The sequence below is a fragment of the Streptomyces amakusaensis genome, assembly GCF_039532665.1.
GTDB lineage: Bacteria > Actinomycetota > Actinomycetes > Streptomycetales > Streptomycetaceae > Streptomyces > Streptomyces amakusaensis.
The window spans coordinates 47,055-72,383 of the sequence record NZ_BAAASB010000007.1 but is presented as its reverse complement, the minus strand read 5'-3'; the positions used below and the strand labels follow the sequence as shown (position 1 = coordinate 72,383).

The following is a 25,329-nucleotide window of genomic DNA, read 5'->3' as shown; positions in this document are numbered from 1 at the left end:
CAGACGCCGCAAACGCAGACGAACCAATCGCCCTCGCGCCGCTTGCCCCGTGTCAGTCGCCCTCGCGCCGCTCACGGGTCGCGAGCAGCCGCCGCAGCGAGTTCAGCCGGGCCGGATCGGCGTGTCCGTCGGCCACCCACGCGTCCAGCGCGCACTCGGGCTCGTCGTGGCTGCAGCCACGGGGACAGTCCTCCGTGCCCGGTACGAGATCGGGGAAGGCGAGGATCACCCGGGAGGGGTCCACATGGTTCAGCCCGAAGGACCGCACCCCGGGGGTGTCGATCACCCATCCGCCCCTGGCGTCGGCGAGCGGGAGGGCGAGCGCCGAGGTGGTGGTGTGCCGGCCGCGTCCGGTGACCGCGTTGACATGTCCGGTGGTGCGCCGCCGGTCCTCCGGGACCAGCGCGTTGACCAGGGTGGTCTTGCCGACGCCCGAATGGCCGACGAACGCGGTGGTCCGGCCCGACAGATGCTCGTGCACCCGGTCGGCGGCCACCCCGTCCACGAACTCCTCGCGGGTGGTCACGACATGGGGGACGCCCAGCGCCCCGTACATCTCCAGCAGCTCGTCCGGCGGGGCGAGGTCCGACTTGGTCAGCACGAGCAGCGGGGTGAGACCTCCGTCGTACGCCGCCACCAGACAGCGGTCGATCATGCGCGGGCGCGGTTCGGGGTCGGCCAGGGCCGTGACGATGGCGAGCTGGTCCGCGTTGGCGACGACGACCCGCTCGAAGGGGTCGTCGTCGTCGGCGGTGCGGCGGAGCACGGAGGCGCGCGGTTCGATGCGCACGATCCGGGCCAGGGTGTCCTTCGCGCCGGAGAGATCTCCGACGATGGACACCCGGTCGCCGACGACGGCGGCCTTGCGGCCCAGCTCGCGCGCCTTCATCGCCATGACGACACGATCCTCGACGAGGCAGGTCAGCCGTCCCCGGTCGACGGTGAGGACCATGCCCTCCGCCGCGTCCTCGTGCTTGGGGCGGATGCTGGTCCGCGGTCGGTTGCCCTTGCGGTTCGGGCGTACGCGGATGTCGTCCTCGTCGGGGTTCTTGCCGTAGCGACGCATGTCAGATCCCGCTCAGTTTCCCGCTCCGAGCATGGCTGTCCACATCCGCGGAAAGTCAGGCAGGGTCTTCGCGGTGGTGGCCACATTCTCGATCTCGACGCCCTCGACCGCGAGGCCGATGATCGATCCGGCGGTCGCCATCCGGTGGTCGTCGTAGGTGTGGAAGATCCCGCCGCGCAGCGGGCGCGGCCGGATGTGCAGACCGTCCTCGGTCTCGGTCACATCGCCGCCCAGTTCGTTGATCTCCTTGGTGAGCGCGGCCAGCCGGTCCGTCTCGTGGAGTCGCAGATGGGCCACGCCGCGCAGTGTCGAGGGGGAGTCGGCGAGGGCCGCGACGGCCGCGATGCCCGGCGTCAGCTCGCCGACCTCGCCGAGGTCGACGTCGATGCCGTGGATCTTGCCGGTGCCGGTGAAGACCAGGCCCTCGTCGGTCAGCTCGCAGGAGCCGCCCATCTCGGTGAAGATCTCGCGCAGGGCGTCACCGGGCTGGGTGGTGCGGCTCGGCCAGTCCGGGATGACGACCCTGCCGCCGGTGATCAGCGCGGCGGCGAGGAAGGGCTGGGCGTTGGAGAGGTCGGGCTCGATGGTGACGTCGCGGCCGAGCACGGCGGAGGGGGAGACCCGCCAGACATTGGGCTCGCCCCCGGTCTCCGGCTCGTCCACCTGCGCGCCGACGGCGCGCAGCATGTCCACGGTCATCCGGATGTGCGGCATGGAGGGGAGCCGTCCGCCGATGTGCCGGACCTCCACCCCCTGGTTGAAGCGGGGCGCGGAGAGCAGCAGCGCGGAGACGAACTGGGAGGACGAGGAGGCGTCTATCTCCACCGCGCCGCCGTCGAGCGCGCCGCCGCCGTGCACGGTCATCGGGAGCGCGCCGCGCCCGTCGTCGTCGATCCGGGCCCCGAGGGCGCGCAGCGCGTCGATCACTCCGTGCAGCGGGCGCTCGTAGGAGCGGGGGTCGCCGTCGAAGCGGACCGGGCCGTCGGCCAGCGCGGCGACGGGCGGCAGGAAGCGCATCACGGTGCCGGCGTTGCCGACGTCGACGGTGGCGGGGCCGTGCAGGCCGGCCGGGATGATCCGCCAGGCCTCGCCCTCGGACTCGGGGCCGCCGGCGATGGAGGAGCTGGAGGAGACGGTCTCCTCGATGCCGACGCCGAGGGCGCGCAGCGCCTCGGCCATCAGCAGGCTGTCACGGGAGCGCAGCGGGCGGCGCAGCCAGCCGGGCTCGGCGGCGAGGGAGGCCAGCACCAGGGCTCGGTTGGTGACCGATTTCGAACCGGGCACGGTCACCGTCGCGTCGACGGCTCCGGTCGCGAAGGGGGCGGGCCAGAGGGCAGGGTGCGCGGGGGCTTCGGTCATGTCCCTCACTTTAGTGGCTCTCCGAACACCCGTATCTTGATCAAATGCTCTGAAACAGCGGTGTAACCCTTGAGTGATAAAAGGCCGGATCTCATCCGTGCCCGGACCCGGCCCCCCGCCCCCGCACCTGCCGGGGACCGCTGCCGTCAGCGGTCCAGGAGCCAGCGTCCGCCGCCGATCAGCGCGCAGATCGACACCGCGTGGAAGAGAAAGAGCCACATGGCGGGCGGCACATGGGTGAGCCGGGAGAGCTGGTCGGCGTCCGAGTCGGGCGCTCCGCCGTGCCGGCGCTTGCTCTGGAGCTCGAAGACCGGCCGTACGCCCCCGAGCAGCAGGAACCAGACGGCGGTGTAGGCGAAGGCGGCCTGTACCTCGGGCTCCGCGAGCCAGGAGACCAGCAGGAAGGCCGCGCCGGTGAGGATCACCGTGAGCGCTCCGTACGCGTTGCGGATCATCACCAGCATCCCCAGGAGCAGGGCGGTGGCCAGCCACAGCAGCAGGGTGACATGGCCGGAGCCGAGCAGGGCGGCCCCGCCGAGGCCGAGCAGGGAGGGCGCGGGGTAGCCGGCGGCGGCGGTGAGCACCATCCCCGGGCCGGTCGGTCTGCCCCGGCTGACGGTCAGCCCGCTGGTGTCGGAGTGCAGCCGTATGCCTTGCAGGCTGCGGCCGGTGAGCAGGGCGAGCAGCCCGTGGCCGCCCTCGTGGGCGATGGTGACGGCGTTGCGGGAGAGCCGCCAGAGCGGCCGGGGCACGGTGATCGCGAGGGCGAGCACACCGGTGGCGATGACGAGCCAGGCCTCGGGGGCGGGCTGGGTGCCGAGCACACGGTCCCAGAGGCCGCTCGCGGCGGAAGCGGAATAGGTGCTTTCCATTTCTGGGGCGGCTCCTTCTGCGGCGGGACGGGATGGCAGTCTGGCAGTCATGTGTGGCAGGTATGCGGTGAGCCGTCGGCCCGAGGATCTGGTGGGGATCTTCGGGGTCCAGAAGTGGGAGCCGGCCGAGACGCTGGCCCCCGACTGGAACGTGGCCCCCACCAAAGGGGTCCACGCGATTCTCGAACGCCCCTTGAAAGACGCGGAAGACCCTCGTCCGGTTCGCCAGCTGAGAACCCTGAAATGGGGGCTCGTACCGTCCTGGGCGAACTCCCCCGAGGGCGCGGCCCGGATGATCAACGCCCGGTCCGAGACCGTGCACGAGAAGCCCTCCTTCCGGCGGGCCTTCGCCTCCCGGCGCTGTGTGCTCCCCGCCGACGGCTACTACGAGTGGGTCACCGGCGAGACGGAGCGCGAGCTGGAGGAGCGGGGCCGGCGCAAGCGCGCCCGTAAACAGCCGTACTTCGTGACCCCGGCCGACGGGTCGGTCTTCGCGATGGCGGGGCTGTACGAGTTCTGGCGCGACCGGACGCTGCCCGACGACCATCCCTCGGCCTGGTGGGTGACGTGCGCGATCCTCACCGCCGAGGCGGAGCGGGCACCGCTCGGAGTGGCCCCCGCCGAAGGCCCGCGCTCGCTCGCCGACATCCACCCCCGGATGCCGCTGATGCTGACGCCGGACCGCTGGGACGCCTGGCTCGACCCCGGGCACACGGACCCGGCGTCGCTCAGGGCGCTGCTGGAGCCGCCGCCCGAGGGGCTGATGAGGGCGTACGCGGTGGGCACGGCGGTCAGTAATGTCCGCAACAACGGGCCGGAGCTGCTGACGGAGTGGGAGGGGCCGGAGGAGGCCACCCTCTTCTGATCCCCGACGGCCCCCCGGACGCCCCCCCGCGGCCCCGGCCTCACCCGTACGGCCCCGTCACCGCGCACCGGCCCCCGCACCCCCGCCCGGCAGGATGAACCCCGTGAGTCCCGTGAACCCCGAACCCCCCGAGGTCGTCGACACCCCCGCGGGCCCCGCGCGCATCACCTGGCACCCGGCCCCCGGCGGCGCGCGGCTCGTCCTCGCGCTCGGCCACGGCGCGGGCGGCGGAATCGAGGCCCGCGATCTGCGCGCACTCGCCGAGGCGCTGCCCGCCGACGGGATCGCCGTCGCCCTGGTGGAGCAGCCCTGGCGGGTCGCCGGAAAGAAGGTCGCCCCCGCCCCCGGGACCCTCGACACCGCCTGGCGCGCGCTGTGGCCGGCGCTGGAGCGCCCCGGCGTCCCCGTCGTCGCCGGAGGCCGCAGCGCCGGGGCCCGGGTCGCCTGCCGCACCGGCCGCGAGCTGGGGGCCGCCGCCGTGCTCGCGCTCTCCTTCCCCCTCCACCCGCCCGGCCGGCCAGGCAGCTCCCGCGCCGCCGAACTGCTCGGCACGGACCTGCCCACCCTCGTCGTCCAGGGCACGAGCGACCCCTTCGGCAAGCCCGCCGAGTTCCCCGAAGGGACGTACGGCCTGGTGGAAGTCCCCTTCGCCGACCACGGCTTCGCCGTCCCCAAGCGCGCCCCCGTCACCGAGGAGCGGACCGTGAAAACCATCACAGAGGCGGTCCGCGGATGGGCCCTGCCCCTGCGGGAATGACCAGCCGCCCGGCTCTGTTGCAGCGGATGTCAGGACGTAGGCAACAGAGCATGGAGTAGGGAGTCCCAAGCATGGGTCCGACCGTCTGCCCCCGCCGCACGCACCCCGCTGACCTGGAGTGGACCGTGCTCACGGCGGCCAAGACCGCCCCGGTCCTGGCCCAGGGCGGCACCGGTCGGCAAGAGCCGTCGGGCGAAGGTCGACTATTCTCCGATTCGAGCGGGTCCGCACTTGGGCCCGTCACAGCGTTGGAGGAGGTGGGTCCGGTCACTGGGACCGACGCAGGGGCCGACGACGGCCGGGCGGCACCGGGACAGGGACAGCCGGAAGCCCCGGCGGACAGTGCCGCGCAGCCCGCGCGCGCCGCCGCCGAGACGACCGCCGAGCGCAATGCCCGCTTCGAGCGGGACGCCCTCGGCTTCCTCGACCAGATGTACTCGGCCGCGCTCCGCATGACGCGCAACCCCGCCGACGCCGAGGACCTCGTGCAGGAGACCTACGCCAAGGCGTACGGCTCCTTCCACCAGTTCCGCGAGGGCACCAACCTCAAGGCGTGGCTCTACCGCATCCTCACCAACACCTTCATCAACTCCTACCGCAAGAAGCAGCGGGAACCTCAGCGCAGCGCCGCCGAGGAGATCGAGGACTGGCAGCTCGCCCGCGCCGAGTCGCACATGTCCACCGGACTGCGCTCGGCCGAGTCCCAGGCCCTCGACCACCTGCCGGACTCCGATGTGAAGTCCGCGCTCCAGGCCATCCCGGAAGAGTTCCGTATCGCCGTCTATCTCGCTGACGTAGAGGGCTTTGCGTACAAGGAGATCGCGGACATCATGGGTACACCCATCGGGACGGTGATGTCCCGCCTGCACCGGGGCCGTCGCCAGCTGCGCGGCATGCTGGAGGACTACGCCCGTGAGCGCGGGCTCGTCCCGGCCGGTGCGGGGGAGTCGAACGAAGCGAAAGGCTCGGGCTCATGAGCTGCGAAGAGCCGCACGAGACGGACTGCTCGGAGGTGCTCGACCACCTCTATGAGTTCCTCGACCGTGAGATGCCCGACAGCGACTGCACCAAATTCGAGGTGCACTTCGGGGAATGCTCCCCCTGCCTGGAGAAGTACGGGCTGGAGCAGGCCGTGAAGAAGCTGGTCAAGCGGTGCTGCGGACACGACGACGTCCCCACCGACCTGAGAGCCAAGGTCATGGGCCGGATCGATCTGATCCGCTCCGGCGAGACGGTGCCCACCGAGGACATCAGCATCGCCCGCGCACAGGCCCCCCGGGCCGAGTGACCGTACCCGCATGACCCAGGTGTACGAAGAGGGCGCGCCGTGAATCCCGCGGCGCGCCCTCTTCGTACGCACCGCTGTCACTCGTCTGTGCGAACAAACCGTCGCCGCACCCGCACCCCCCTCCTCAACTCGCTACCGTGACGCGCCAGACGCGAAGGGGGCGGGACAGTGAGGTCCGTACCGGCGACGGCACGCGCGTACATTCTCGGTGCCGTGCTCTGCGCAGCGGCATGCCTGCTGCCCTTGTTCGGGCAGCGGACCACCGTCGGCTGGAGCGCCGTGGCGCTGCTCGCCGCGCTCTACGCGGGATGTGAGCTGCCCCCGCGCTGCCGCCATCTGCGCAAGGCGCTCCCGATCAGCGCGGCCTCCTTCTTCCCGGTCCTGCTCACCGCCGCCTTCCTGCTCCCGGCCGCCGCCGCCATGCTCGTCGCCGTCCCCGGCTCACTCCTCGGAAGGGTCGAGCGCGGACCCGCCGCGCCGCGCAGGATCTGGCGCGCCGCCCAGCTCGCCCTCGCCACCTGGAGCGCGGCCAGCACCCACACCCTGCTCGGCGGCGGGCGCACCCTCGGCGAACCCGACTTCCCGCGCGCCCTCGCGCCCGCCGCCGCCGCGGCCGTCGTCTTCTGCCTGGTGCTGACCCTCCTCGAAGCGGGCATCCTCGCCACCGCCGAACGGCAGCCGGCGGGCGTCGCCTGGCGCGGTCTGGTGCTCCACTCCCTGGTGCCGCACCTCGTCCACGGACTGGCGGGGCTGATGATGGCGGTGCTGTGGACCAGCCCCTACGGGCCGGTCTCCGCGCTCCTGGTCCTGCTGCCCATGTACATCTCCTGCTGGCTCTTCGCGCAGTACCACCGCGAACGCACCGCCCACCAGGCCACCATCCGCGCCCTCGTCCAGGCGGTCGACCTCAAGGACCGCTACACCCGGGGCCACAGCGAGAGAGTGGGCCGCGCTTCGGTGCTCATCGCCCGCGAACTGGACATGGACGAGGAACGAATCGAAATCATTCGGTTCGCAGGCATCCTCCACGACGTGGGCAAGCTCGGAGTGCCCACCCGGATCCTCCGCAAGGACGGCCCGCTCACCCCCGAGGAGCGACGGGTGATCCAGCTCCACCCCGAGTACGGCCATGAGATCGTCCGGGGCATCGGCTTCCTCGGCGAGGCGAGGGGCGCGATCCTGCACCACCACGAACGCATGGACGGCACCGGCTACCCCTGCGGGCTGGCCGGCGAGCGGATCCCGGAATTCGCCCGGGTGGTCGCCGTCGCGGACGCCTTCGACGCCATGACCTCCACCCGCTCCTACTCACGGGCCCGCCCGGTCCCCGTCGCCCTCGCCGAACTGGAGCGGTGCGCGGGCGCGCACTTCGACCCCCGCATGGTCGAGGCGCTGGTCAAAGCCCTGGACCGGCACGGCTGGGAGACCGAGGTCACCTCCACCGAGGCCAACTGCACCGAGATCGCCTCCGGCGAGCCGTCCGCCGCCGCGAGTCCGTCCGACGTCCGGGGCATCCCGCCCCAGCCCGTCCGCGTCGCCGACCGCACCCCGGGCGGCCCGGCGTGAGAGAGGGCGACGAACCGTACCCGCCGCTCCGGGGAAGCGTCCCCGGCCCCCGCACCGCCGCCCGGCCCGACAGCGCCCTCAGCGTCGCCGTCCTCGCCCTCGTCCAGACCGCCGCCGCCCTCCTCGTCTGCGCCGCGCTCTCCGTCACCCTCTGGCACGGCCTCCACGAACCCGCCTACGCCCTCGCCTTCGGCGCCCTCGTCGCCATCGGCGAGACCGTCCGCTGGGGCGCCGCGCCCCGCGAACGCGAACCCGCCCCCCTCGGGGCCGCCGGAGCCCTCGCCTACGCCCTCCTCGGCGAGTGCGGCGGCCGTCCCACCACCCACGGCGTCCTCCAGGTCGTCGCCGTCGTCTTCGCCGGCACCCTCGCCGGAGCCGTCCCCCAGCTGGCCAGGGGCCAGCGGACCGCGCTCGACCACGTCGTACGCCGGGTGCTGAGCGTCGCCTTCGCCGCCGTCTGCTTCCAGCCGCTCTACAACTCCGGCGCGCTCCAGGAGTGGGGCAAGGGCGCCCCGTACGCCCTCTTCCTCATGGTCCTGATGGCGCTCACCGCACTCTGCGACGCGGTGCTCGCCGCGCTGATGCTGCGCGTCCGCAGCGGATTCCCCTACGGCCCGCTGCTCCGCGAGGAGCTGCGGGCGCTGCCCGGCATCGGCTCCGCCGTCTGCGCCACCGGGGCCGTCATCGCGCTCGCCGTCGCCGTCGCCGGACTGTGGGCGCTGCCCGTCTTCTGCGCCCCCCTCCTCCTCGCCCAGCTCTCCTTCCGGCGGTACGAGGCGATCCGGACCACCTACCGGCAGACCATCGCCTCCCTCGCCCGCTCGACCGAGATCGCCGGTTACACCCCGCCCGGCCACGCCCGCAGGGTCGCCGAGCTGAGCTGCGCCGTCGGCCGGGAGATGGGGCTGACCGGAAACCGGCTGACCGTGCTGGAGTACGCGGCGCTGATGCACGACATCGGCCAGCTCTCCCTGGTGGACCCCGTGCCCGGCGGCGCGACCGCGCCGCTCCCGGCCGACCGGCAGCGCCGGATCGCCCTGCTCGGCGGGGCCGTCGTCCGGCAGACGGGGGTGCCCGCCGAGGTCGCCGTCGTGGTCGAGCGGCAGGCCGACCCCTACCGGGACCAGCCGCTGCCCGCCCGGATCGTCCGGGCCGTCAACGCGTACGACGACCTGACCGGGGGAGACCCCGCGCACACCCCCCGCGCGCTGGAGCGGCTGCGGCTCGGCACCGGCCAGGACTACCACCCCGAGGTGATCGAGGCCCTGGCGAAGGTGCTGGGCCGCAGCACCGCCCCGGCCGCCCCCGCCGCCCCGGTTCCCCGCGAACCGGACCCCGCCGCCCGGGACCGGGCCCGCGAGACCTTGGGCGACGAGACCGGGCCCGCCGCCCCCGCCACCGGGGCACACCCCGCCTGACCTGTGGATACGGCCCTTTTTCCGGCCGGTGAGCCCCGGGGGTCTGACCCCGGGGCCGAAGGGGTAACCCATGGGTAATGAGCCACCCCTTTGCCGGGCATGGTTGGATGCGAAAGAGGAGAGACAACCAGCGTCAAGCAGACACACGAAGCAGCATCGGGAATCACACCAACAGCGTCCGGGGCGGTGACCCGAACGACCGGCAGGCGGGAATCGTGAGGATCTTCGGGAAGGTACGGCATCGGCCCTCAGCCTCGTGGCGGCAGGCCACCGACCGCGCGTTCACGCTGATCGGCGACGGCCGGTACGAGGACGCCGGCGCGCTGCTGACACGGGCGGCCGACCTTGAGCCCTGGCTCTCCGAGTCCTGGTTCAATCTGGCGCTCCTGCACAAATTCCGGCACGACTGGGAGCAGGCGCGGGCCGCCGGGCTGCGCGCCGTGGCCCTGCTGGACAAGGAGGCGGGCGCCCCCGACTGGTGGAACGTCGGCATCGCCGCGACCGCCCTCCAGGACTGGCCGCTGGCCCGCCGCGCCTGGCAGGCCTACGGGCTCAAGGTGCCCGGGGTGCCCACCCGCACCGGCGGGGTGGGGGCCGGGCCCGGCGGCGAGCCGCTCGCCATGGACCTCGGCAGCGCCGCCGTGCGGCTCTCGCCCGAGGGCGAGGCCGAGGTGGTCTGGGGCCGCAGACTGGATCCGGCCCGGATGGAGGTGCTGTCGATCCCGCTGCCGTCCTCCGGCCGCCGCTGGGGCGAGGTCGTCCTCCACGACGGCGTGCCCAACGGGGAGCGGACCACCGCCGCCGGCCCGTCCTACCCCGTCTTCGACGAGATCGAGCTGTGGGCCCCCTCACCCGTCCCCACCTGGGTGGTGCTGCTGGAGGCCGACACCGAGGCCGACCGGGACGCCCTGGAGCAGCTGGCCTCCGACGCGGGATACGCCGCCGAGGACTGGTCCTCCTCCGTCCGGCTGCTCTGCCGCTCCTGCTCCGAGAGCCGGATGCCGAGCGCCGAGGGCGAGGGCGAGCACCTCGACCCCCACGACCACAGCGAACCGGGCCACCCGGGACCGCTCGGCCACCGCACCGCCGGGGAGCTGTGGTCGCCCGAGCGCGAATGCGGCATCGCGGCCCCCGCCGGTCTGGTGCGCGGACTCCTGGACGGCTGGGTCGCGGACAGCCCCGACAGCCGCGAGTGGCGAGATCTTGAGGAAGTCTGCTGACCCCTGCCCTTAGGCTGTACGGACACAGTGGCCCCCCACGGGGCGGGCCGCGAGGGACCGAGGAAGGCGTACGGCTGACATGGCGTCGCAGCAGGAGACGGACCAGCAGGTCAACGAGGGTCCCGTCGTGGACGACGAGGGATACGTCGTGGACACGGAGGACTGCGAGGCACGTGAGCTCGCCCACCGGGAGCGCGGCACCTCGCGCCCGATCACGGTCGTCGGCAATCCCGTGCTCCACAAGGAGTGCGCGGACGTCACCGAGTTCGACGACGCGCTCGCGTCGCTGATCGACGACATGTTCGCCAGTCAGCGCACCGCCGAGGGCGTGGGCCTGGCCGCCAACCAGATCGGCGTCGACCTCAAGGTCTTCGTCTACGACTGCCCGGACGACGACGGAAACCGGCACACCGGGTACATCTGCAACCCGGTCCTGGAGGAGCTGCCGTCCGAGCTGCGGGTGCTCGACGACTCCAACGAGGGCTGCCTCTCCGTGCCGACCGCCTACGCGGAGCTGGCCCGCCCCGACTACGCGGTGGTGCGCGGCCAGGACAGGTTCGGCAACCCGGTCAAGATCCGGGGCAACGGCTACTTCGCGCGCTGCCTCCAGCACGAGACCGACCATCTCTACGGGTACCTCTACATCGACCGCCTCTCCAAGCGCGACCGCAAGGACGCGCTGAAGCAGATGGCGGAGGGCACCCCGCGCTACCCGGTCGTCCCCAACGACTGACCCGCACCGCTGGTCAGGGCCTGCTCACACCGGTGAGCGGGCCCTGACCCGTCTCCAGCGGGACCGCCAGGCGGACCGGGCCCCGGAAGGTTCTGCGGTAGATGTTCGGCGTCGTCCCGAGCGTACGGAGGAAGTGGTGGCGCAGCGCCGCCGCGTTGCCGAATCCGGAGCGGGCCGCGATCGCCTCGACCGTCTCGTCCGTGGACTCCAGCAGTTCCTGCGCGAGCAGCACCCGCTGCCGCAGCAGCCAGCGGTACGGGGTGGTCCCCGTCTCCTGGTGGAAGCGGCGGGCGAAGGTGCGCGGCGACATGTGCGCCCGCGCGGCCAGCTGCTCGACCGTCGTCTCCCGGTCCAGATGCCGTTCCATCCAGGCCAGCACGGCGCCCACGGTGTCGTACCGGGCGCGCGGCAGCGGCCGTTCGATGTACTGCGCCTGGCCGCCGTCGCGGTGCGGCGGCACCACCATCCGGCGGGCGATGTGGTTGGCGACCTCGGGGCCGTGCTCCTGGCGGAGCAGATGCATACAGGCGTCGATCGCGGCGGCGGTGCCGGCGGAGGTGATGACCGGCCCCTCGTCCACGTACAGCACATCGGGGTCGACGACGGCCCGCGGACACCGCTCGGCCAGGGCCCGGGCATGCCGCCAGTGGGTGGTGCAGCGGCGGCCGTCGAGCAGTCCCGCCGCGCCCAGGACGAAGGCCCCGCTGCACACGCCCAGCACTCTCGCGCCCCGGTCCACGGCGCGGCGCAGCGCTTCGAGCAGCTCGCCGGGGAACTCCCGGGTGGGGTAGGCGTCCCCGGTGGGCACGGCGACCAGGTCCGCCTCCTCCAGCCGTTCGAGGCCGTGGGGCGTGGTGATGCCGAATCCGGCGTCGGTCGCCAGCGCGGGACCGGCGGCCGAGACCACCGCGAAGTCGTAGAGCGGCAGCCCGTCCGCGCTGCGGTCATGGCCGAAGACCTCGCAGAGCACCCCCAGTTCGAAAGGGTGGACGCCTTCGAGGAGGACCGCGGCGACGTTTCTCAGCATGGGGGAAGTGTGGCAGCAATTCGACGTTCCATGACAGTGCTGCCACTGATGAATCACCCGGCCGGGTAAGACAGTTGACGGCATGGAAACACTTCTCGGCCTGCTCGCCGTCCTCGTTCTGATCGCCCTGGTCCTCCTTCCCTCGCTGTTCGGACATGTCCGCGAACGGAGGATCGACCGGCAGCTCGGAGCGGTCCGGGAACGCGGCGGGGCCGCGGACCGGTCCACGGTCCGCGGCCCCGCGCGGGGTGCTGAGGCGTCAGCGCCGGTCCGGACTCAGAAGTCCTCGCCCAGGTCGACGGAGCCCTCGACCGCGACCTGATAGGCGGAGGGGCGGCGCTCGAAGAAGTTCGTCAGCTCCTGGACGCCCTGGAGCTCCATGAAGGAGAACGGGTTCTCCGAGCCGTACACCGGGGCGAAGCCCAGCCGGGTCAGCCGCTGGTCGGCGACGCACTGGAGGTACTCGCGCATCGACTCGGTGTTCATGCCCGGGAGGCCGTCGCCGCACAGGTCCTGACCGAACTGCAGCTCGGCCTCGACGGCCTCCTTCAGCATGTCGGTGACCTGCTGCTGGAGGGCGTCGTCGAAGAGGTCCGGCTCCTCCTTGCGGACCGTGTCCACGACCTCGAAGGCGAAGTTCATGTGCATGGTCTCGTCACGGAAGACCCAGTTGGTGCCGGTGGCCAGGCCGTGCAGCAGGCCGCGCGAGCGGAACCAGTACACATAGGCGAACGCGCCGTAGAAGAACAGCCCCTCGATGCAGGCCGCGAAGCAGATCAGGTTCAGCAGGAAGCGCCGGCGGTCGGCCTTGCTCTCCAGCTGGTCGATCTTCTCGACCGAGTCCATCCACTTGAAGCAGAACTGCGCCTTCTCGCGGATCGACGGGATGTTCTCCACCGCCGCGAAGGCCGCCGTACGGTCCTCGGGGTCGGGCAGATAGGTGTCCAGCAGCGTCAGATAGAACTGGACGTGCACGGCCTCCTCGAAGAGCTGGCGGCTCAGATAGAGACGCGCCTCCGGGGAGTTGATGTGCTTGTAGAGCGTCAGCACCAGGTTGTTGGCGACGATCGAGTCACCGGTGGCGAAGAAGGCCACGAGCCGGCCGATCAGATGCTGCTCGGCGGGGGTCATCTTGGCGAGGTCGGCGACGTCGGAGTGGAGGTCGACCTCCTCCACCGTCCAGGTGTTCTTGATCGCGTCCCGGTAGCGCTCGTAGAAGTCGGGGTAGCGCATCGGACGCAGGGTCAGTTCGAAGCCCGGGTCGAGCAGGTTCTTCTGGGGGGTGGCGGACATTACTGGCAGGCCTCGCAGGACTCGGGGTTTTCCAGGGAGCAGGCGAGCGCGTCGTCGTCGGCGGCCTGCACGGGTACGGGGACGGGGGCGGCGGCCGGAGCGGCGGCGGCGGACGCGGCGCGGGCGATCCGGGTGGCCGGGCGGGAGCGCAGGTAGTACGTCGTCTTCAGCCCCTGCTTCCAGGCGTACGCGTACATCGAGCTGAGCTTGCCGATGGTCGGCGTCTCCAGGAACAGGTTCAGCGACTGCGACTGGTCCAGGAAGGGGGTGCGGGCCGCGGCCATGTCGATCAGACCGCGCTGCGGGATCTCCCACGCCGTGCGGTACAGCTCGCGGACGTCGGCCGGGACCCAGGTGAAGTCCTGGATCGAGCCGCTGGAGTCGCGCAGCGCCTCACGGGTCTGGGCGTCCCAGACGCCGAGCTTCTTCAACTCGGCCACCAGGTAGGAGTTGACCTGGAGGAACTCGCCGGAGAGGGTCTCGCGCTTGAAGAGGTTGGAGACCTGCGGCTCGATGCACTCGTACACGCCCGCGATGGAGGCGATGGTAGCCGTCGGGGCGATGGCGAGGAGCAGCGAGTTGCGCATCCCGGTGGTGGCGATGCGCTCGCGCAGCGCGGCCCAGCGCTCCGGCCAGTTCAGCTCGACGCCGTAGTGGTCCGGGTGCAGCACGCCGCGCGCGGTGCGGGTCTTCTCCCAGGCGGGGAGCGGGCCGTTGCGCTCGGCGAGGTCGGCGGAGGCCTCGTAGGCGACGAGCATGATCCGCTCGGCGATCCGGGTGGACAGCGCGCGGGCGGCGGGGGAGTCGAAGGGCAGCTTCAGCTGGAAGAAGACGTCCTGGAGGCCCATCGCGCCCAGGCCCACCGGACGCCACCGGTTGTTGGAGCGGCCGGCCTGCTCGGTCGGGTAGAAGTTGATGTCGACCACGCGGTCGAGGAAGGTGACCGCGGTGCGGACGGTCTCGTCCAGCCGCTCCCAGTCGATGCCGTCGCCGACGACGAAGGCGCCGAGGTTGACCGAGCCCAGGTTGCAGACCGCGGTCTCGCCGTCGTCGGTGACCTCCAGGATCTCGGTGCAGAGATTCGAGGAGTGGACGGTGTGGCCGGGCTCGGCGGTCTGGTTGGCGGTCCGGTTGGAGGCGTCCTTGAAGGTCATCCAGCCGTTGCCGGTCTGGGCGAGGGTACGCATCATCCGGCCGTACAGCTCACGCGCGGGCATCGTCTTGCGGGCCAGGCCCGCCGCCTCGGCCCGGCGGTAGGCGGCGTCGAACTCGTCGCCCCACAGGTCGACCAGCTCGGGCACGTCGGCCGGGGAGAAGAGCGACCACTCGGTGTCGGCCTGCACCCGGCGCATGAACTCGTCGGGGATCCAGTGCGCGAGGTTGAGGTTGTGGGTGCGCCGGGCGTCCTCGCCGGTGTTGTCGCGCAGCTCCAGGAACTCCTCGATGTCCGCGTGCCAGGTCTCCAGGTAGACGGCGGCGGCGCCCTTGCGCCGGCCGCCCTGGTTCACCGCGGCGACCGAGGCGTCGAGGGTCTTCAGGAACGGCACGATGCCGTTGGAGTGGCCGTTGGTGCCGCGGATCAGCGAGCCGCGGGCGCGGACGCGGGAGTACGAGAGACCGATGCCGCCGGCGTGCTTGGAGAGCCGGGCGACCTGGTGGTAGCGGTCGTAGATGGAGTCCAGCTCGTCCTGCGGGGAGTCCAGCAGATAGCAGGAGGACATCTGCGGGTGGCGGGTGCCGGAGTTGAAGAGCGTGGGGGAGGAGGGCAGATAGTCCAGCCGGCTCATCAGCCGGTAGAGCGCCGCGACCTCGTCCAGCGCGCGGGTGGAGTCGTCCTCGGCGAGGCCGCAGGCGACCCGGAGCATGAAGTGCTGCGGGGTCTCGATCACCTGGCGGGTGATCGGGTGGCGCAGCAGATAGCGGCTGTAGAGGGTGCGCAGACCGAAGTAGCCGAAGCGGTCGTCGGCGCTCTGGTCGATCAGCTCGTCCAGGGCGGCGGCGTGGAGCGTGACGAAATCGGCGGTGCGGTCGGCGATCAGACCCTCGGCGTGGCCGACGGCGACCGACGCGGAGAAGGCGACCGAGCCCTGGGAGGCGGCCTCGTCCGCGATGGTGCGGGTGAGCAGCCGGGCGGCGAGCCGCGAGTAGGCCGGGTCCTCGGAGATGAGGCCCGCGGCGGCGTCGGTGGCGAGCCCGCGCAGCTCGGCCGCGTCCGACTCGGCGTTGCGGCCGCGCAGCGCGGCTGCGGCGACCTTGCCCGGGTCGGTGTCCGGCAGATCGGCGGTGAGGTCGGTCAGGGTCCGCAGCAGAGCGGTCCCCGGTCCGTCCCCGGGCTTCCCGGAGACGGGTGCGGGCACCCGTCCGGGAAGCTGTTCCGACACCTTCTCGGCGCTCTGCCCGAAGGCGTTCGCGGAGGTGCCTGAAGCCGGATCGGCTGGCGCGATGGTCACGTGGTGCTCTCCACTCGCTCGGCTCACGGGCCGGCGGGAGGGAGGCACGCCGCGGGGCGCGCGTACCCGTTTCGGGGCAGCACTCCGCACGGCGTCCGCCGACCCAACCGCGAGGCCCGGACGTCTCGGCACCCGGGTCGGTCGAGCCGGGTGCGCTGTCGGCAGACGCCCGGACTCGCGGGTACGACAAAGCGCACCACAGCACACCGTTGCGGGACAGTTCCGGATTCACACCGGATTCCTCTGCGGCGACAGCGAGACGAGCATACATGTGGGGGCGGGGGGTGGTGGCACCCACCAGATGTTGTGTCGCGGGGGTGTCGGAGGCCCTACGGAAGGTCACTCCTCCGAAGGGTTCGCGGGGTCGCCCCGAGGGCTTCGCGGGGCCTTTCCCGAGCCCTGCCGGGGCCCTGGGGCCGCTTCGGGAGGCGGTTCGGGAGCGGATCGGGAGGTGCTTCGGAGGGGGCCGGAGGGGGCCCGGGAGAGATCCGGGGGCGCTTGGGCCCGTCGCCGGGTCCCGGCTCGCCGGCCGCGCTCCGGACACGACGAAGGCGCGGGCCGGCCCACCGGTGGGATGGGCCGGCCCGCGCCTTCGGCCGGTCAGTGCGCGGGGCGCTTCAGACGGGCGACGAACTTGTAGCGGTCGCCCCGGTAGACCGAGCGGACCCACTCCACGGGCTCGCCCCCGCCGTCCAGAGAATGGCGTGAAAGCATCAGCATCGGCAGGCCCACATCGGTCCCCAGCAGCCCCGCTTCACGCGGTGTCGCGAGTGAGGTCTCGATGGTCTCCTCGGCCTCGGCGAGATGGACCCCGTACACCTCGGCGAGCGCCGTGTAGAGAGAGGTGTACTTCACCAGGCTCCGGCGCAGCGCCGGGAAACGCTTCGCCGAGAGATGGGTCGTCTCGATCGCCATCGGCTCGCCGCTCGCCAGCCGGAGCCGCTCGATGCGCAACACCCGGCCGCCCGCCGAGATGTCCAGCAGTCCGGCCAGACTGTCGTCGGCCGTGACATAGCCGATGTCCAGCAGCTGAGAAGTGGGTTCCAGTCCCTGGGCTCTCATGTCCTCCGTGTAGGAGGTCAGTTGGAGGGCCTGGGAGACCTTCGGCTTGGCCACGAACGTGCCTTTGCCCTGGATACGCTCCAGTCGGCCCTCGACCACCAGCTCCTGGAGCGCCTGGCGAACGGTCGTGCGCGAGGTGTCGAATTCGGCCGCGAGTGTGCGTTCCGGGGGCACGGGAGTCCCGGGCGGCATAGTCTCTGTCATGTCCAGAAGGTGGCGCTTGAGCCGGTAGTACTTTGGGACACGCGCGGTACGAGTCTGAGGCCCGCCCTCGGTCTCCGTACCCACCCCGTCCGTGGTCATTGCCCGCCTTCCCGACTCCTGCATTGCTGCCGTCACCGGCTCCTCCGTCTGTAGCGGCTCACATGGTGGCACGGTCCGGTCACGGGTCGTCGCCCTCCCTCAGGTGTCGGTCCTATAACGGACGCGACTGCCCTTCTTATACACCCTTGACACCCCTAAAGGTCTAGGCCAAGCTCCGGGTACTGGTCTAAACCATTAAAGACCAGGTCCCAGCCCCACGGGCAGACCGAAAAGCGCTGCTCTCTGCGTGTTGTGCGACTCCCGGGTGGTGGGGGGAAATCTGCATCCCTTGAGGAGGGTGGCGTGAAGCGCAAGCTCATAGCTGCGGTCGGTGTGGCGGCAATGATGGTTTCGGTGGCGGCCTGTGGCTCGGACGCCAAGGACCAGAAGAACGCGGACCCGAAGGACCGTACGGGAACTCTCACCGTGTGGCTGATGAATGACGCCCAGTCCACCTGGCCCGAGGTCGTCAAGGCCGCGAACGACGAGTTCAAGAAGAAGTACCCGAAGGTCGACGTCAAGGTTCAGTACCAGCTCTGGGCCGACAAGACCAAGAAGCTCGACGCCGCCCTCTCCGGTGACAAGTTCCCGGACGTGGTGGAGCTCGGCAACACCGAGACCATGACGTACATCCTGAACGGCGCCCTCGGCGAAGTGAAGGACGAGAGCAAGTACGCCAACTCGGACACCTGGATCAAGGGTCTGAAGGACACCTGCACCTACGAGGGCAAGCTTTTCTGTGTGCCCTACTACGCGGGTGCCCGTGTCGGCATCTACAACTCCGAGATGTTCAAGGAGAGCACGGGCTCCGACAAGCTGCCCGCGACCGAGGCCGACCTCATCAAGGCCCTCGACAAGGTCCAGGCGAAGTACGGCAAGGACGACAAGGCGTTCTCCGCGCTCTACCTGCCGGGTCGTTACTGGTACGCGGCCATGTCCTACGTCTCGGCGTACGGCGGCCAGATCGCCAAGTACGACGAGGGCAGCAAGAAGTGGGAGAGCCAGCTCTCCACGCCGGAGGCCCAGAAGGGCATCCAGCACTTCGTCGACCTGGTCAAGAAGTACAACAAGGCCGACAAGACCAAGGACGAGCAGGACCACGCCAATGTGATGGCCAACGAGAAGACGGCTGTCCTCTACGGCAACGCGTGGGAGGCCGGCAGCGTCACCGACTCCGAGGGCAACGGAAACGGCGAGCTCAAGGGCAAGATCCACCCCGTCGTCATGCCCGGCCCCGAGGGCAAGCCGCTCCCGACCTTCATCGGCGGCTCCGACCTGGGTGTCATCTCCAAGTCCAAGCAGCAGGACCTGGGCGAAGAGTGGATCTCGATGTACACCAACGAGAAGAACCAGGAAGCGCTCACCGCCAAGAACACGCTGCCGAACAACACCAAGCAGCTTGAGCCGCTGAAGAGCAAGGCCGAGACCGCCCCGGGCGCCAACGCGGTCGAGAGCGCCTGGTTCACCCCGATCGCCCCCGGCTGGGCCGCGATCGAGAAGAAGGAGATCCTGGAGCAGATGCTGCTTCAGATCATCCGTGGGACCTCTGTCGCCGATGCCACGAAGAAGGCCGACGAGGAGATCAACGCCCTGATCAACGAGAAGGCCTGACCCCAGCGGTCCAGCCCCTCTGATCTCCCCGGGGGTGACGGGTCCGCGCACCGCGCGGACCCGTCACCCCCGCCTTCAGGTGAACAGTCCGAACGGAAGGCCACGCACGATGAGTGCCGCCGACATGCTCAAGACCCCCGGGGGACCGGACCCCCAAGCCTCCGACACCGCGACCGCCAAGCGGCCAGCGGAAGTCCACGAACCCAAGACATCGGGGGGAGGCGGACGTCGGAGAAGCAAGGGGGCGCTGCTGCCCTACTTCCTGATCGCCCCGACTGTCGTGGCGATCCTCGCGGTGTTCGTCTGGCCGCTGATCAAGACGACAATCATGTCCTTCCAGGACGTGGGCCGCACTGAGCTGTGGACCGGCGAGCCGGCCCCCTGGGTCGGCTTCGAGCAATTCACGAAAATCCTCGGGGATTCGGCCTTCTGGGACTCGGTCGTTCTGACCATTGTCTTCATGGCCGTCTGCGTGGTCGCCACCCTGGTCATCGGCCTCGCCATCGCGCTCATGATGCAGCGCATGTCGGACTGGGCACGGCTTATGATCACCGGCGCGCTGATCGCCGCGTGGTCCATTCCGCTGATGGTTCAGGCCTCGATCTTCCGCTGGCTCTCGGACTCCGACTACGGCGTCCTGAACATGGTCCTGACGAAGTACCTGGGACTCGACTTCCAGGGCCACAACTGGTGGCTCGATTACAAGCAGGGCTTCCTCATCATCGGCGCGGTCGTCGTCTGGGGAGCCATTCCCTTTGTCGCGATCACGCTGTACGCGGCTCTCACCCAGGTTCCCAAGGAACTGGAAGAGGCCGCCGCGATCGACGGCGTCAACGCGTTCGGCAACTTCCGCTATGTGACCTTCCCGGTCATCAAGCCGGTCTTCCAGATGGTCGCCACGCTTTCGGTGATCTGGGACTTCAATGTGCTCGGCCAGGTCTGGCTGATGCGCGGAAGCAAGCCCGAGCCCGAATACGAAGTCATCGGCCTCTACGCCTTCAACAAGGCATTCGAGTCCAATTCCTTCAGCCAGGGCGCGGCCATCTCCCTGATCACCGTGCTTCTGCTGTCCGGTGTCGCCGTGTACTACCTGCGCCAGCTGCTCAAGATCGGAGAGGTCGATTGAGCGCCACCGCCTCCGCGCCGAAGACCGATACGCCCGTGAACACTGTGAAGTCCGTACCCGCGGGCAAGAAGAACCAGCCCGCGAAGGACCGTAAGAAGAAGAGCCGTTTCGTCTACAACGGCATCGGTGTCCTGGCCTTCGTGGTCATGATCTTCCCGGTGTACTGGCTCCTCGTCAGCGCCCTGCGGCCCAACAAGGAGATCCGCAGCTACGACCAGACGCTCTGGCCGTCGTCGTTCACGTTCGACAACTTCGCCCGTGCCATCGACTACGAGAACTTCGGCACCGCGATCAAGTCCAGCCTGATCGTCAGCTTCACCGCCGTCGTCGGCGCGATGCTCATGGCCACCGTCGCCGCGTACGCGATCGGCCGCTTCCGTTTCTTCGGCCGCCGGGCCTTCATGATCGTGCTGATCCTGGTGCAGCTGCTGCCGCCCACCGCGATGCTGATCCCCATCTACCTCCAGCTCAACGACTTCGGCGCGCTGAACGAGTACTGGGGCGTCATCGTCATCTACCTGGTCTCGACGCTCCCCTTCGCGACCTGGATGATCCGCGGCTTTGTGATCAACATCCCGAAGGAGCTGGAAGAGTCCGCGATGGTGGACGGGTGCACGCAGATGGGCGCCTTCTGGCGGATCATCTTCCCGCTGCTCGCCCCCGGCCTCGCCGCCGCCTCGATCTACTCGCTGATCAACGCGTGGAACGAGTACCTGCTCGCGTACATCGTCCTCCAGGACAACGACAAGTTCACGCTGAACGTCTGGCTGACGAACTTCACCACCGCCCGCGGTGTCGACTACGGCGCGCTGATGGCGGCGTCGACGATGATCGCGATCCCGGTCGTCATCTTCTTCATGATCATCCAGAAGAAGATGGCCACGGGCCTCACCTCCGGCGCAGTGAAGGGATAAGGACCCTCCATGACCACCGTTGTACGAGGGTCCTCGGACACCCTCACCCGCGACGCGCTGACCGTCCTCCAGCCCGGCTTCGTCGGCACCACCGCGCCGGACTGGCTGCTGCGCCAGATCGGCGAGGGTCTCGCCGCGGTCGGACTGTTCGGCCGCAACATCGTCACCCCCGAGCAGCTCACCGCCCTCAACGCACAGCTGCGCGCGGAGCGGGACGACGTCCTGGTCGCCATCGACGAGGAGGGAGGTGACGTCACCCGCCTGGAGGTGCGCGACGGCTCCTCCTTCCCCGGCAACTACGCGCTCGGCACGGTGGACGACACCGGCCTCACCCGTGAGGTCGCCCAGGAGCTCGGCCGCAGGCTCGCCGCCTGCGGCGTCGACCTCAACTGGGCGCCGTCCGCCGATGTCAACGCCAATCCGGACAACCCGGTCATCGGTGTACGGTCCTTCGGCGCCGACGCCCGGCTGGTCGGCCGGCACACCATCGCGTACGTCGAGGGCATGCAGGCCGCCGGCGTCGCGGCGTGCATCAAGCACTTCCCCGGGCACGGCGACACCAACGTGGACTCGCACCACGCGCTGCCCCGGATCGACGCGGGCCTCGACACCCTGCACGCCCGTGATCTGCTGCCGTTCCGCGAGGCGATCGCGGCCGGCCCCAAGGCGGTGATGAGCGCGCACATCCTGCTGCCCGCTCTCGACGCCGACCGTCCCGCCACGCTGAGCCCGCAGATCCTCAACGGGCTGCTCCGCGAGGAGCTGGGCTTCGACGGTCTGATCATCACCGACGGCATCGAGATGCAGGCCATCGCCTCGACGTACGGCATCGAGCGGGGCTCCGTCCTCGCCATCGCGGCCGGCATCGACGCGATCTGCGTCGGCGGCGGGCTCGCCGACGAGGGCACCGTGCTGTCCCTGCGGGACGCCCTGGTCAACGCGGTGCGCAACGGAGACCTGCCCGAGGAGCGACTGGCCGAGGCGGCGGCGCGCGTGCGCTCCCTCGCCGAGTGGACCCGGCGGGCCAGGACGGCCGCGGCGGAGCCGGGCGCGGCACAGCAGGAGGGGAGCGCGCCCGGCACCGTCCGCTCCGACATCGGACTGATCGCCGCGCGCCGCGCGATCCGGGTCACGGCGGGCGAACTGCCCTACGAGCCCGTCACCGGCACGCCCTATGTCGCCTCGTTCGCCCCGGTGGCCAATATCGCCGTCGGCGACGAGACCCCCTGGGGTGTCGCGCCGGAGCTGGCGAAGCTGCTCCCGGGCACCGTGGCCGACACCTACGGCGAGCCGGAGGCCGATGCGTCGGCCCTGGTGAGCGAGGTGCTGGCCAAGGCGGCAGACCGTAGGATCGTGGCAGTGGTACGTGATGTCCACCGCCACGCCTGGATGGCGGCGGCGCTGGACGCGCTGATCGACGCCCGGCCCGACACGGTCGTCGTCGAGATGGGCGTGAACCGCGCGACGCCCAAGGGCGCGCTCCACATCGCGACCCACGGTGCCGCTCGCGTCTGCGGGCGGGCCGCCGCGGAGGTCATCACCGGCCAGGGTGCCGGGGCCTGACCGAAGCGGACCGTACGCGCCGGGGCGGGCGCGGCTCGCCGCCCCGCCCCCGGCGCACGGAAAGCCCGGAGGCCAGCATGGACGCCACTCACCCGGCCGACCAGAGCGAGCACCCCGGCCGGATCATGTCCGGCGAGATGGCGGAGCAGCCCGAGGTACTGCGGCGCATCCTGGACAGGGGTGCGCCGCAGATCCATGAGACGGCCGCGCTGATCGCGGCGCGCCGGCCCCGGTTCGTGCTGCTGACGGCGCGCGGCACCTCCGACAACGCGGCCCTGTACGCGAAATATCTGCTGGAGATCCGGCTGGGGCTGCCCTGCGGGCTGACCTCCATGTCCACCACGACGGCCTACGGGGCCCGGCCCGATCTGCGGGACGTCCTCGTCATCACCGTCAGCCAGTCCGGCGGCTCGCCCGACCTGGTCGACTCCACCCGGGCCGCCCGCGCGGCGGGGGCGATCACCCTCGCGGTCACCAACAACCCGGACTCCCCGCTGGCGGCGGTCTCCGAGTTCCACATCGACATCCTCGCCGGCCCCGAGAAGGCCCTCCCGGCGACCAAGACCTACACCGCCTCCCTGCTGGCCCTCTATCTCTTCACCGAGGGACTGCGCGGCGCGGACGGCTCGGCCGCCCGGGCCCTGCCGGAGCTGGCGGAGCGGATCCTCGACCGCCAGGACGAGGTGCGCCGCCTCGCCTCGCGCTACCGCTTCGCCGAGCGCATGGTCATCACTTCCCGGGGCTACGGCTACCCCACGGCGAAGGAGGCCGCGCTGAAGCTCATGGAGACGAGCTACATCCCGGCCCTGTCCTACTCCGGCGCCGATCTGCTCCACGGCCCGCTGGCGATGGTCGACAACATCTCACCGGTCATCGCCGTCGTCACCGACGGCAAGGGCGGCGAAGCACTCCAGCCCGTCCTCGACCGCCTCCGCGGCCGGGGGGCCGACCTCGTGGTGATCGGCCCCTCCCGCCAGGTCGATGCCGCCTCCGCGGGCTTCACCCTGCCCACCCAGGGCGTACCCGAGGAGCTCCAGCCCGTCCTGGAGATCCTCCCCCTCCAGCTCCTCGCCTACGAGGTCACCATCGCCCGCGGCCAGGACCCCGACGCCCCCAGAGCACTCGCCAAGGTGACCGAGACCCGCTGATCCTCCCGCCCTACGGCAGTGAACCACCGGTCACATCGATCCAGGCCCCGGTGATCCACCGTGAGTCGTCGGACGCGAGGAACGACACCACGTCCGCGACCTCCCCCGGTTCCCCCACCCGGCCGAGCGCGGAGTGGGCCGCCGCGACCGCCCACGCCTCGTCGCTCGCGCGCAGCATGGCCGAGGTCCCGTCCGTGTCGATGATGCCCGGGGCCACCGAGTTGACGGTGATGCCGCGCGGGCCCAGCGCCTTGGACAGATCCCGGGTGAAGACATCCAGCGCGCCCTTGGTCATGGCGTACGCGATCAGCTCCGGCATCACCGCCGCACGGGAGAGCCCGGAGGACACATTGATGATCCTGCCGCCGTCCCGCAGCCTGGACAGACCCTCTCGGGCCAGGAAGAACGGCGCTTTCGTATTGACCGCGAAGAGCCGCTCGTACTCCTGCTCCGAGATCTCGGCGAACGGCGCGGCCGTCCCAATCCCCGCGTTGTTGACCAGAACGTCGAGCCCCGCTCCGTCCGTCAGCCGGTCGAACTCCGCCCACAGCGCCGCCGCGTCGCCCCGCCCGCCCAGCTCCTGCCGGAGCGGGAAGGCCGAGCCGCCGGCCGCCTCGATCGCCGCCACCGTCTTCCGCGCCGCCTCCTCGTCGCCGCCGTAGTGCACGGCGACCCGGGCCCCGTCACGCGCCAGCCGCTCCGACACGCCCCGCCCGATGCCCCGGCCGCCGCCAGTGACCAGCGCCGTACGCCCCGCGAGCTTCCCGGACCGCTGTTCTGTCGCTCCAAGCGCGCCCATGGCCGCGCCCCCCTTTTTTTATCTAGTGGTCGCTACAGAAAGGACCGTATCAGATTATCTAGTGACCGCTATAGAATGAGGCCATGGCGACAAGACAGCGCGGCCGGCCCCGCTCCTTCGACCGTGAGAAGGCCCTCCACGAGGCCACGATGGCGTTCTGGGAGCACGGCTACGAGGCGACGTCCATCGCCGACCTCACCCGGGTGATGGGCATCGGCGCACCCAGTCTCTACGCGGCCTTCGGCGACAAGAAGGTGCTGTTCGCCGAGGTGGTGGAGAGCTATGCGGGCCGTTACGGTGACTTCGGCCGCCGGGCGCTGGCCGAAGAGCGCACGGCACGGGCCGCCATCGGGCGGCTGCTTGGCGAGGCGGCCGTGGAGTACACGGATCCGGAGCACCCCAGGGGCTGTCTGATGATCAGCGCGGCGGCCAACTGCACGGCCGCCGATGTACGGGACGCCCTGCGGGAGCGCCGCGAGGCCAATCTGGCCGCGTTCGAGAGCCGGATCGGCGCGGATGTCGCGGCCGGGGAGCTGCCGCCGGGCACGGACGCACGGGCGTTGGCCCGGTATGCCGGGGCGGTGCTTCAGGGGATGTCCCAGCAGGCCAGGGACGGGGCGACGGCCGGTGAGCTGGGCGGGGTGGTGGAGGTGGCGATGCGGGCGTGGCCGGACAGACCCGCGGGCCGCGGCGCCTGACGGGACCCTCAACCCGTCCGGCACCGCAGCCCGGAGTGCTCCGGCCGGCGAGTGTGCGGGCCCGCGCGGCCGTGGAGAGGTCCAAGCGCAGTCAGGGCAGAGAGCGCAGGGGCCTCGTTCCACTCTCCTGTGCGGGGAGAGCGGAAGTTTCGCTTGCCCATTCATTGTGGACTAGACCATTCGCGGATGTC

At 70.8% G+C, this 25,329-nt stretch carries 23 protein-coding genes and 1 riboswitch; of the genes, 15 read left to right on the top strand and 8 right to left on the bottom strand.

Features of this window, described 5'->3' with window-relative positions; all coding sequences use genetic code 11:
• Nucleotides 1-52: 52 nt before the first annotated feature.
• The 3 genes from rsgA to ABD371_RS14330 all read right to left on the bottom strand — a co-directional run bounded on the left by rsgA (nt 53) and on the right by ABD371_RS14330 (nt 3,297).
• Complete coding sequence (gene rsgA, locus ABD371_RS14340) at nt 53-1,066, bottom strand: ribosome small subunit-dependent GTPase A (protein ID WP_190124657.1); 1,014 nt, start codon at nt 1,064-1,066, stop codon at nt 53-55.
• Nucleotides 1,067-1,078: 12 nt separating this feature from the next.
• Entirely contained in the window at nt 1,079-2,425 is a 1,347-nt protein-coding gene (gene aroA, locus ABD371_RS14335) for a 3-phosphoshikimate 1-carboxyvinyltransferase (protein ID WP_344476696.1), read from the bottom strand.
• 146 nt (nt 2,426-2,571) lie between these two features.
• Nucleotides 2,572-3,297 (bottom strand): M50 family metallopeptidase, encoded by a 726-nt coding sequence (locus ABD371_RS14330; protein WP_344476694.1) that lies wholly within the window; start codon nt 3,295-3,297, stop codon nt 2,572-2,574.
• A 49-nt stretch (nt 3,298-3,346) separates the two neighbouring features.
• Here ABD371_RS14330 and ABD371_RS14325 point away from each other — a divergent pair, with 49 nt between their 5' ends.
• The 8 genes from ABD371_RS14325 (at nt 3,347) to def (ending at nt 11,144) form a co-directional block, all read left to right on the top strand.
• Nucleotides 3,347-4,162, top strand: coding sequence for an SOS response-associated peptidase (locus ABD371_RS14325; RefSeq protein ID WP_344476692.1), 816 nt, complete (start codon nt 3,347-3,349; stop codon nt 4,160-4,162).
• 94 nt (nt 4,163-4,256) lie between these two features.
• Nucleotides 4,257-4,919, top strand: coding sequence for an alpha/beta hydrolase family protein (locus ABD371_RS14320; protein ID WP_344476690.1), 663 nt, complete (start codon nt 4,257-4,259; stop codon nt 4,917-4,919).
• A 257-nt stretch (nt 4,920-5,176) separates the two neighbouring features.
• A complete protein-coding gene (locus tag ABD371_RS14315; protein WP_190124662.1) occupies nt 5,177-5,896 on the top strand; it encodes a sigma-70 family RNA polymerase sigma factor in 720 nt (239 codons plus the stop codon).
• Entirely contained in the window at nt 5,893-6,207 is a 315-nt protein-coding gene (gene rsrA, locus ABD371_RS14310; RefSeq protein WP_190124663.1) for a mycothiol system anti-sigma-R factor, read from the top strand. Before ABD371_RS14315 ends, rsrA begins: the two co-directional genes overlap by 4 nt.
• Before the next feature lie 168 nt (nt 6,208-6,375).
• Nucleotides 6,376-7,773: an HD-GYP domain-containing protein gene (locus ABD371_RS14305; RefSeq protein ID WP_344476686.1), complete on the top strand. Its 1,398-nt coding sequence runs from the start codon at nt 6,376-6,378 to the stop codon at nt 7,771-7,773.
• On the top strand, nt 7,770-9,191 hold the full coding sequence (locus tag ABD371_RS14300) for an HD-GYP domain-containing protein (RefSeq protein ID WP_344476684.1): 1,422 nt from the start codon (nt 7,770-7,772) through the stop codon (nt 9,189-9,191). Before ABD371_RS14305 ends, ABD371_RS14300 begins: the two co-directional genes overlap by 4 nt.
• Nucleotides 9,192-9,406: 215 nt before the next feature.
• Nucleotides 9,407-10,411: a tetratricopeptide repeat protein gene (locus ABD371_RS14295; protein WP_190124665.1), complete on the top strand. Its 1,005-nt coding sequence runs from the start codon at nt 9,407-9,409 to the stop codon at nt 10,409-10,411.
• Between the two features lie 79 nt (nt 10,412-10,490).
• A complete protein-coding gene (def, locus tag ABD371_RS14290; protein WP_190124666.1) occupies nt 10,491-11,144 on the top strand; it encodes a peptide deformylase in 654 nt (217 codons plus the stop codon).
• A 13-nt stretch (nt 11,145-11,157) separates the two neighbouring features.
• On the opposite strand, the gene ABD371_RS14285 is transcribed toward def, so the two are convergent.
• A complete protein-coding gene (locus tag ABD371_RS14285) occupies nt 11,158-12,171 on the bottom strand; it encodes a GlxA family transcriptional regulator (RefSeq protein ID WP_344476680.1) in 1,014 nt (337 codons plus the stop codon).
• 82 nt (nt 12,172-12,253) lie between these two features.
• On the opposite strand from ABD371_RS14285, the gene ABD371_RS14280 reads away from it, so the two are divergent.
• Nucleotides 12,254-12,493, top strand: coding sequence for a hypothetical protein (locus ABD371_RS14280; protein ID WP_344476678.1), 240 nt, complete (start codon nt 12,254-12,256; stop codon nt 12,491-12,493).
• Here ABD371_RS14280 and ABD371_RS14275 read toward each other — a convergent pair.
• The 3 genes from ABD371_RS14275 to ABD371_RS14265 form a co-directional block, all read right to left on the bottom strand.
• On the bottom strand, nt 12,448-13,464 hold the full coding sequence (locus tag ABD371_RS14275; RefSeq protein ID WP_344476676.1) for a ribonucleotide-diphosphate reductase subunit beta: 1,017 nt from the start codon (nt 13,462-13,464) through the stop codon (nt 12,448-12,450). The two genes, ABD371_RS14280 and ABD371_RS14275, sit on opposite strands and share 46 nt — an antisense overlap.
• Entirely contained in the window at nt 13,464-15,914 is a 2,451-nt protein-coding gene (locus ABD371_RS14270) for a ribonucleoside-diphosphate reductase subunit alpha (protein WP_381732986.1), read from the bottom strand. The genes ABD371_RS14275 and ABD371_RS14270 overlap by 1 nt, the downstream gene beginning before the upstream one ends.
• A 143-nt stretch (nt 15,915-16,057) precedes the next feature.
• A riboswitch (cobalamin riboswitch) is annotated at nt 16,058-16,182 on the bottom strand.
• Nucleotides 16,183-16,514: 332 nt separating this feature from the next.
• The gene (locus tag ABD371_RS14265; protein ID WP_190123136.1) at nt 16,515-17,279 is read right to left on the bottom strand and encodes a GntR family transcriptional regulator; all 765 of its coding nucleotides are present in this window, start codon (nt 17,277-17,279) and stop codon (nt 16,515-16,517) included.
• 303 nt (nt 17,280-17,582) lie between these two features.
• On the opposite strand from ABD371_RS14265, the gene ABD371_RS14260 reads away from it, so the two are divergent.
• From ABD371_RS14260 to ABD371_RS14240, 5 genes are all read left to right on the top strand, one after another.
• Complete coding sequence (locus ABD371_RS14260) at nt 17,583-18,890, top strand: extracellular solute-binding protein (RefSeq protein WP_344476673.1); 1,308 nt, start codon at nt 17,583-17,585, stop codon at nt 18,888-18,890.
• Nucleotides 18,891-18,999: 109 nt separating this feature from the next.
• The gene (locus tag ABD371_RS14255; protein ID WP_344476671.1) at nt 19,000-20,016 is read left to right on the top strand and encodes a carbohydrate ABC transporter permease; all 1,017 of its coding nucleotides are present in this window, start codon (nt 19,000-19,002) and stop codon (nt 20,014-20,016) included.
• Between the two features lie 122 nt (nt 20,017-20,138).
• Nucleotides 20,139-20,930: a carbohydrate ABC transporter permease gene (locus ABD371_RS14250; protein WP_381733140.1), complete on the top strand. Its 792-nt coding sequence runs from the start codon at nt 20,139-20,141 to the stop codon at nt 20,928-20,930.
• A gap of 9 nt (nt 20,931-20,939) precedes the next feature.
• Nucleotides 20,940-22,493 (top strand): glycoside hydrolase family 3 protein, encoded by a 1,554-nt coding sequence (locus ABD371_RS14245; protein ID WP_344476666.1) that lies wholly within the window; start codon nt 20,940-20,942, stop codon nt 22,491-22,493.
• Between the two features lie 77 nt (nt 22,494-22,570).
• Nucleotides 22,571-23,641, top strand: coding sequence for an SIS domain-containing protein (locus ABD371_RS14240; protein ID WP_344476663.1), 1,071 nt, complete (start codon nt 22,571-22,573; stop codon nt 23,639-23,641).
• Nucleotides 23,642-23,651: 10 nt separating this feature from the next.
• Here ABD371_RS14240 and ABD371_RS14235 read toward each other — a convergent pair whose 3' ends face one another.
• Nucleotides 23,652-24,440, bottom strand: a complete 789-nt coding sequence (locus ABD371_RS14235) for an SDR family oxidoreductase (protein ID WP_344476661.1) — start codon at nt 24,438-24,440, stop codon at nt 23,652-23,654.
• A gap of 83 nt (nt 24,441-24,523) precedes the next feature.
• Between ABD371_RS14235 and ABD371_RS14230 the strand changes: the two genes are divergently transcribed.
• Nucleotides 24,524-25,138, top strand: a complete 615-nt coding sequence (locus ABD371_RS14230) for a TetR/AcrR family transcriptional regulator (protein ID WP_344476659.1) — start codon at nt 24,524-24,526, stop codon at nt 25,136-25,138.
• Nucleotides 25,139-25,329: the final 191 nt, after the last annotated feature.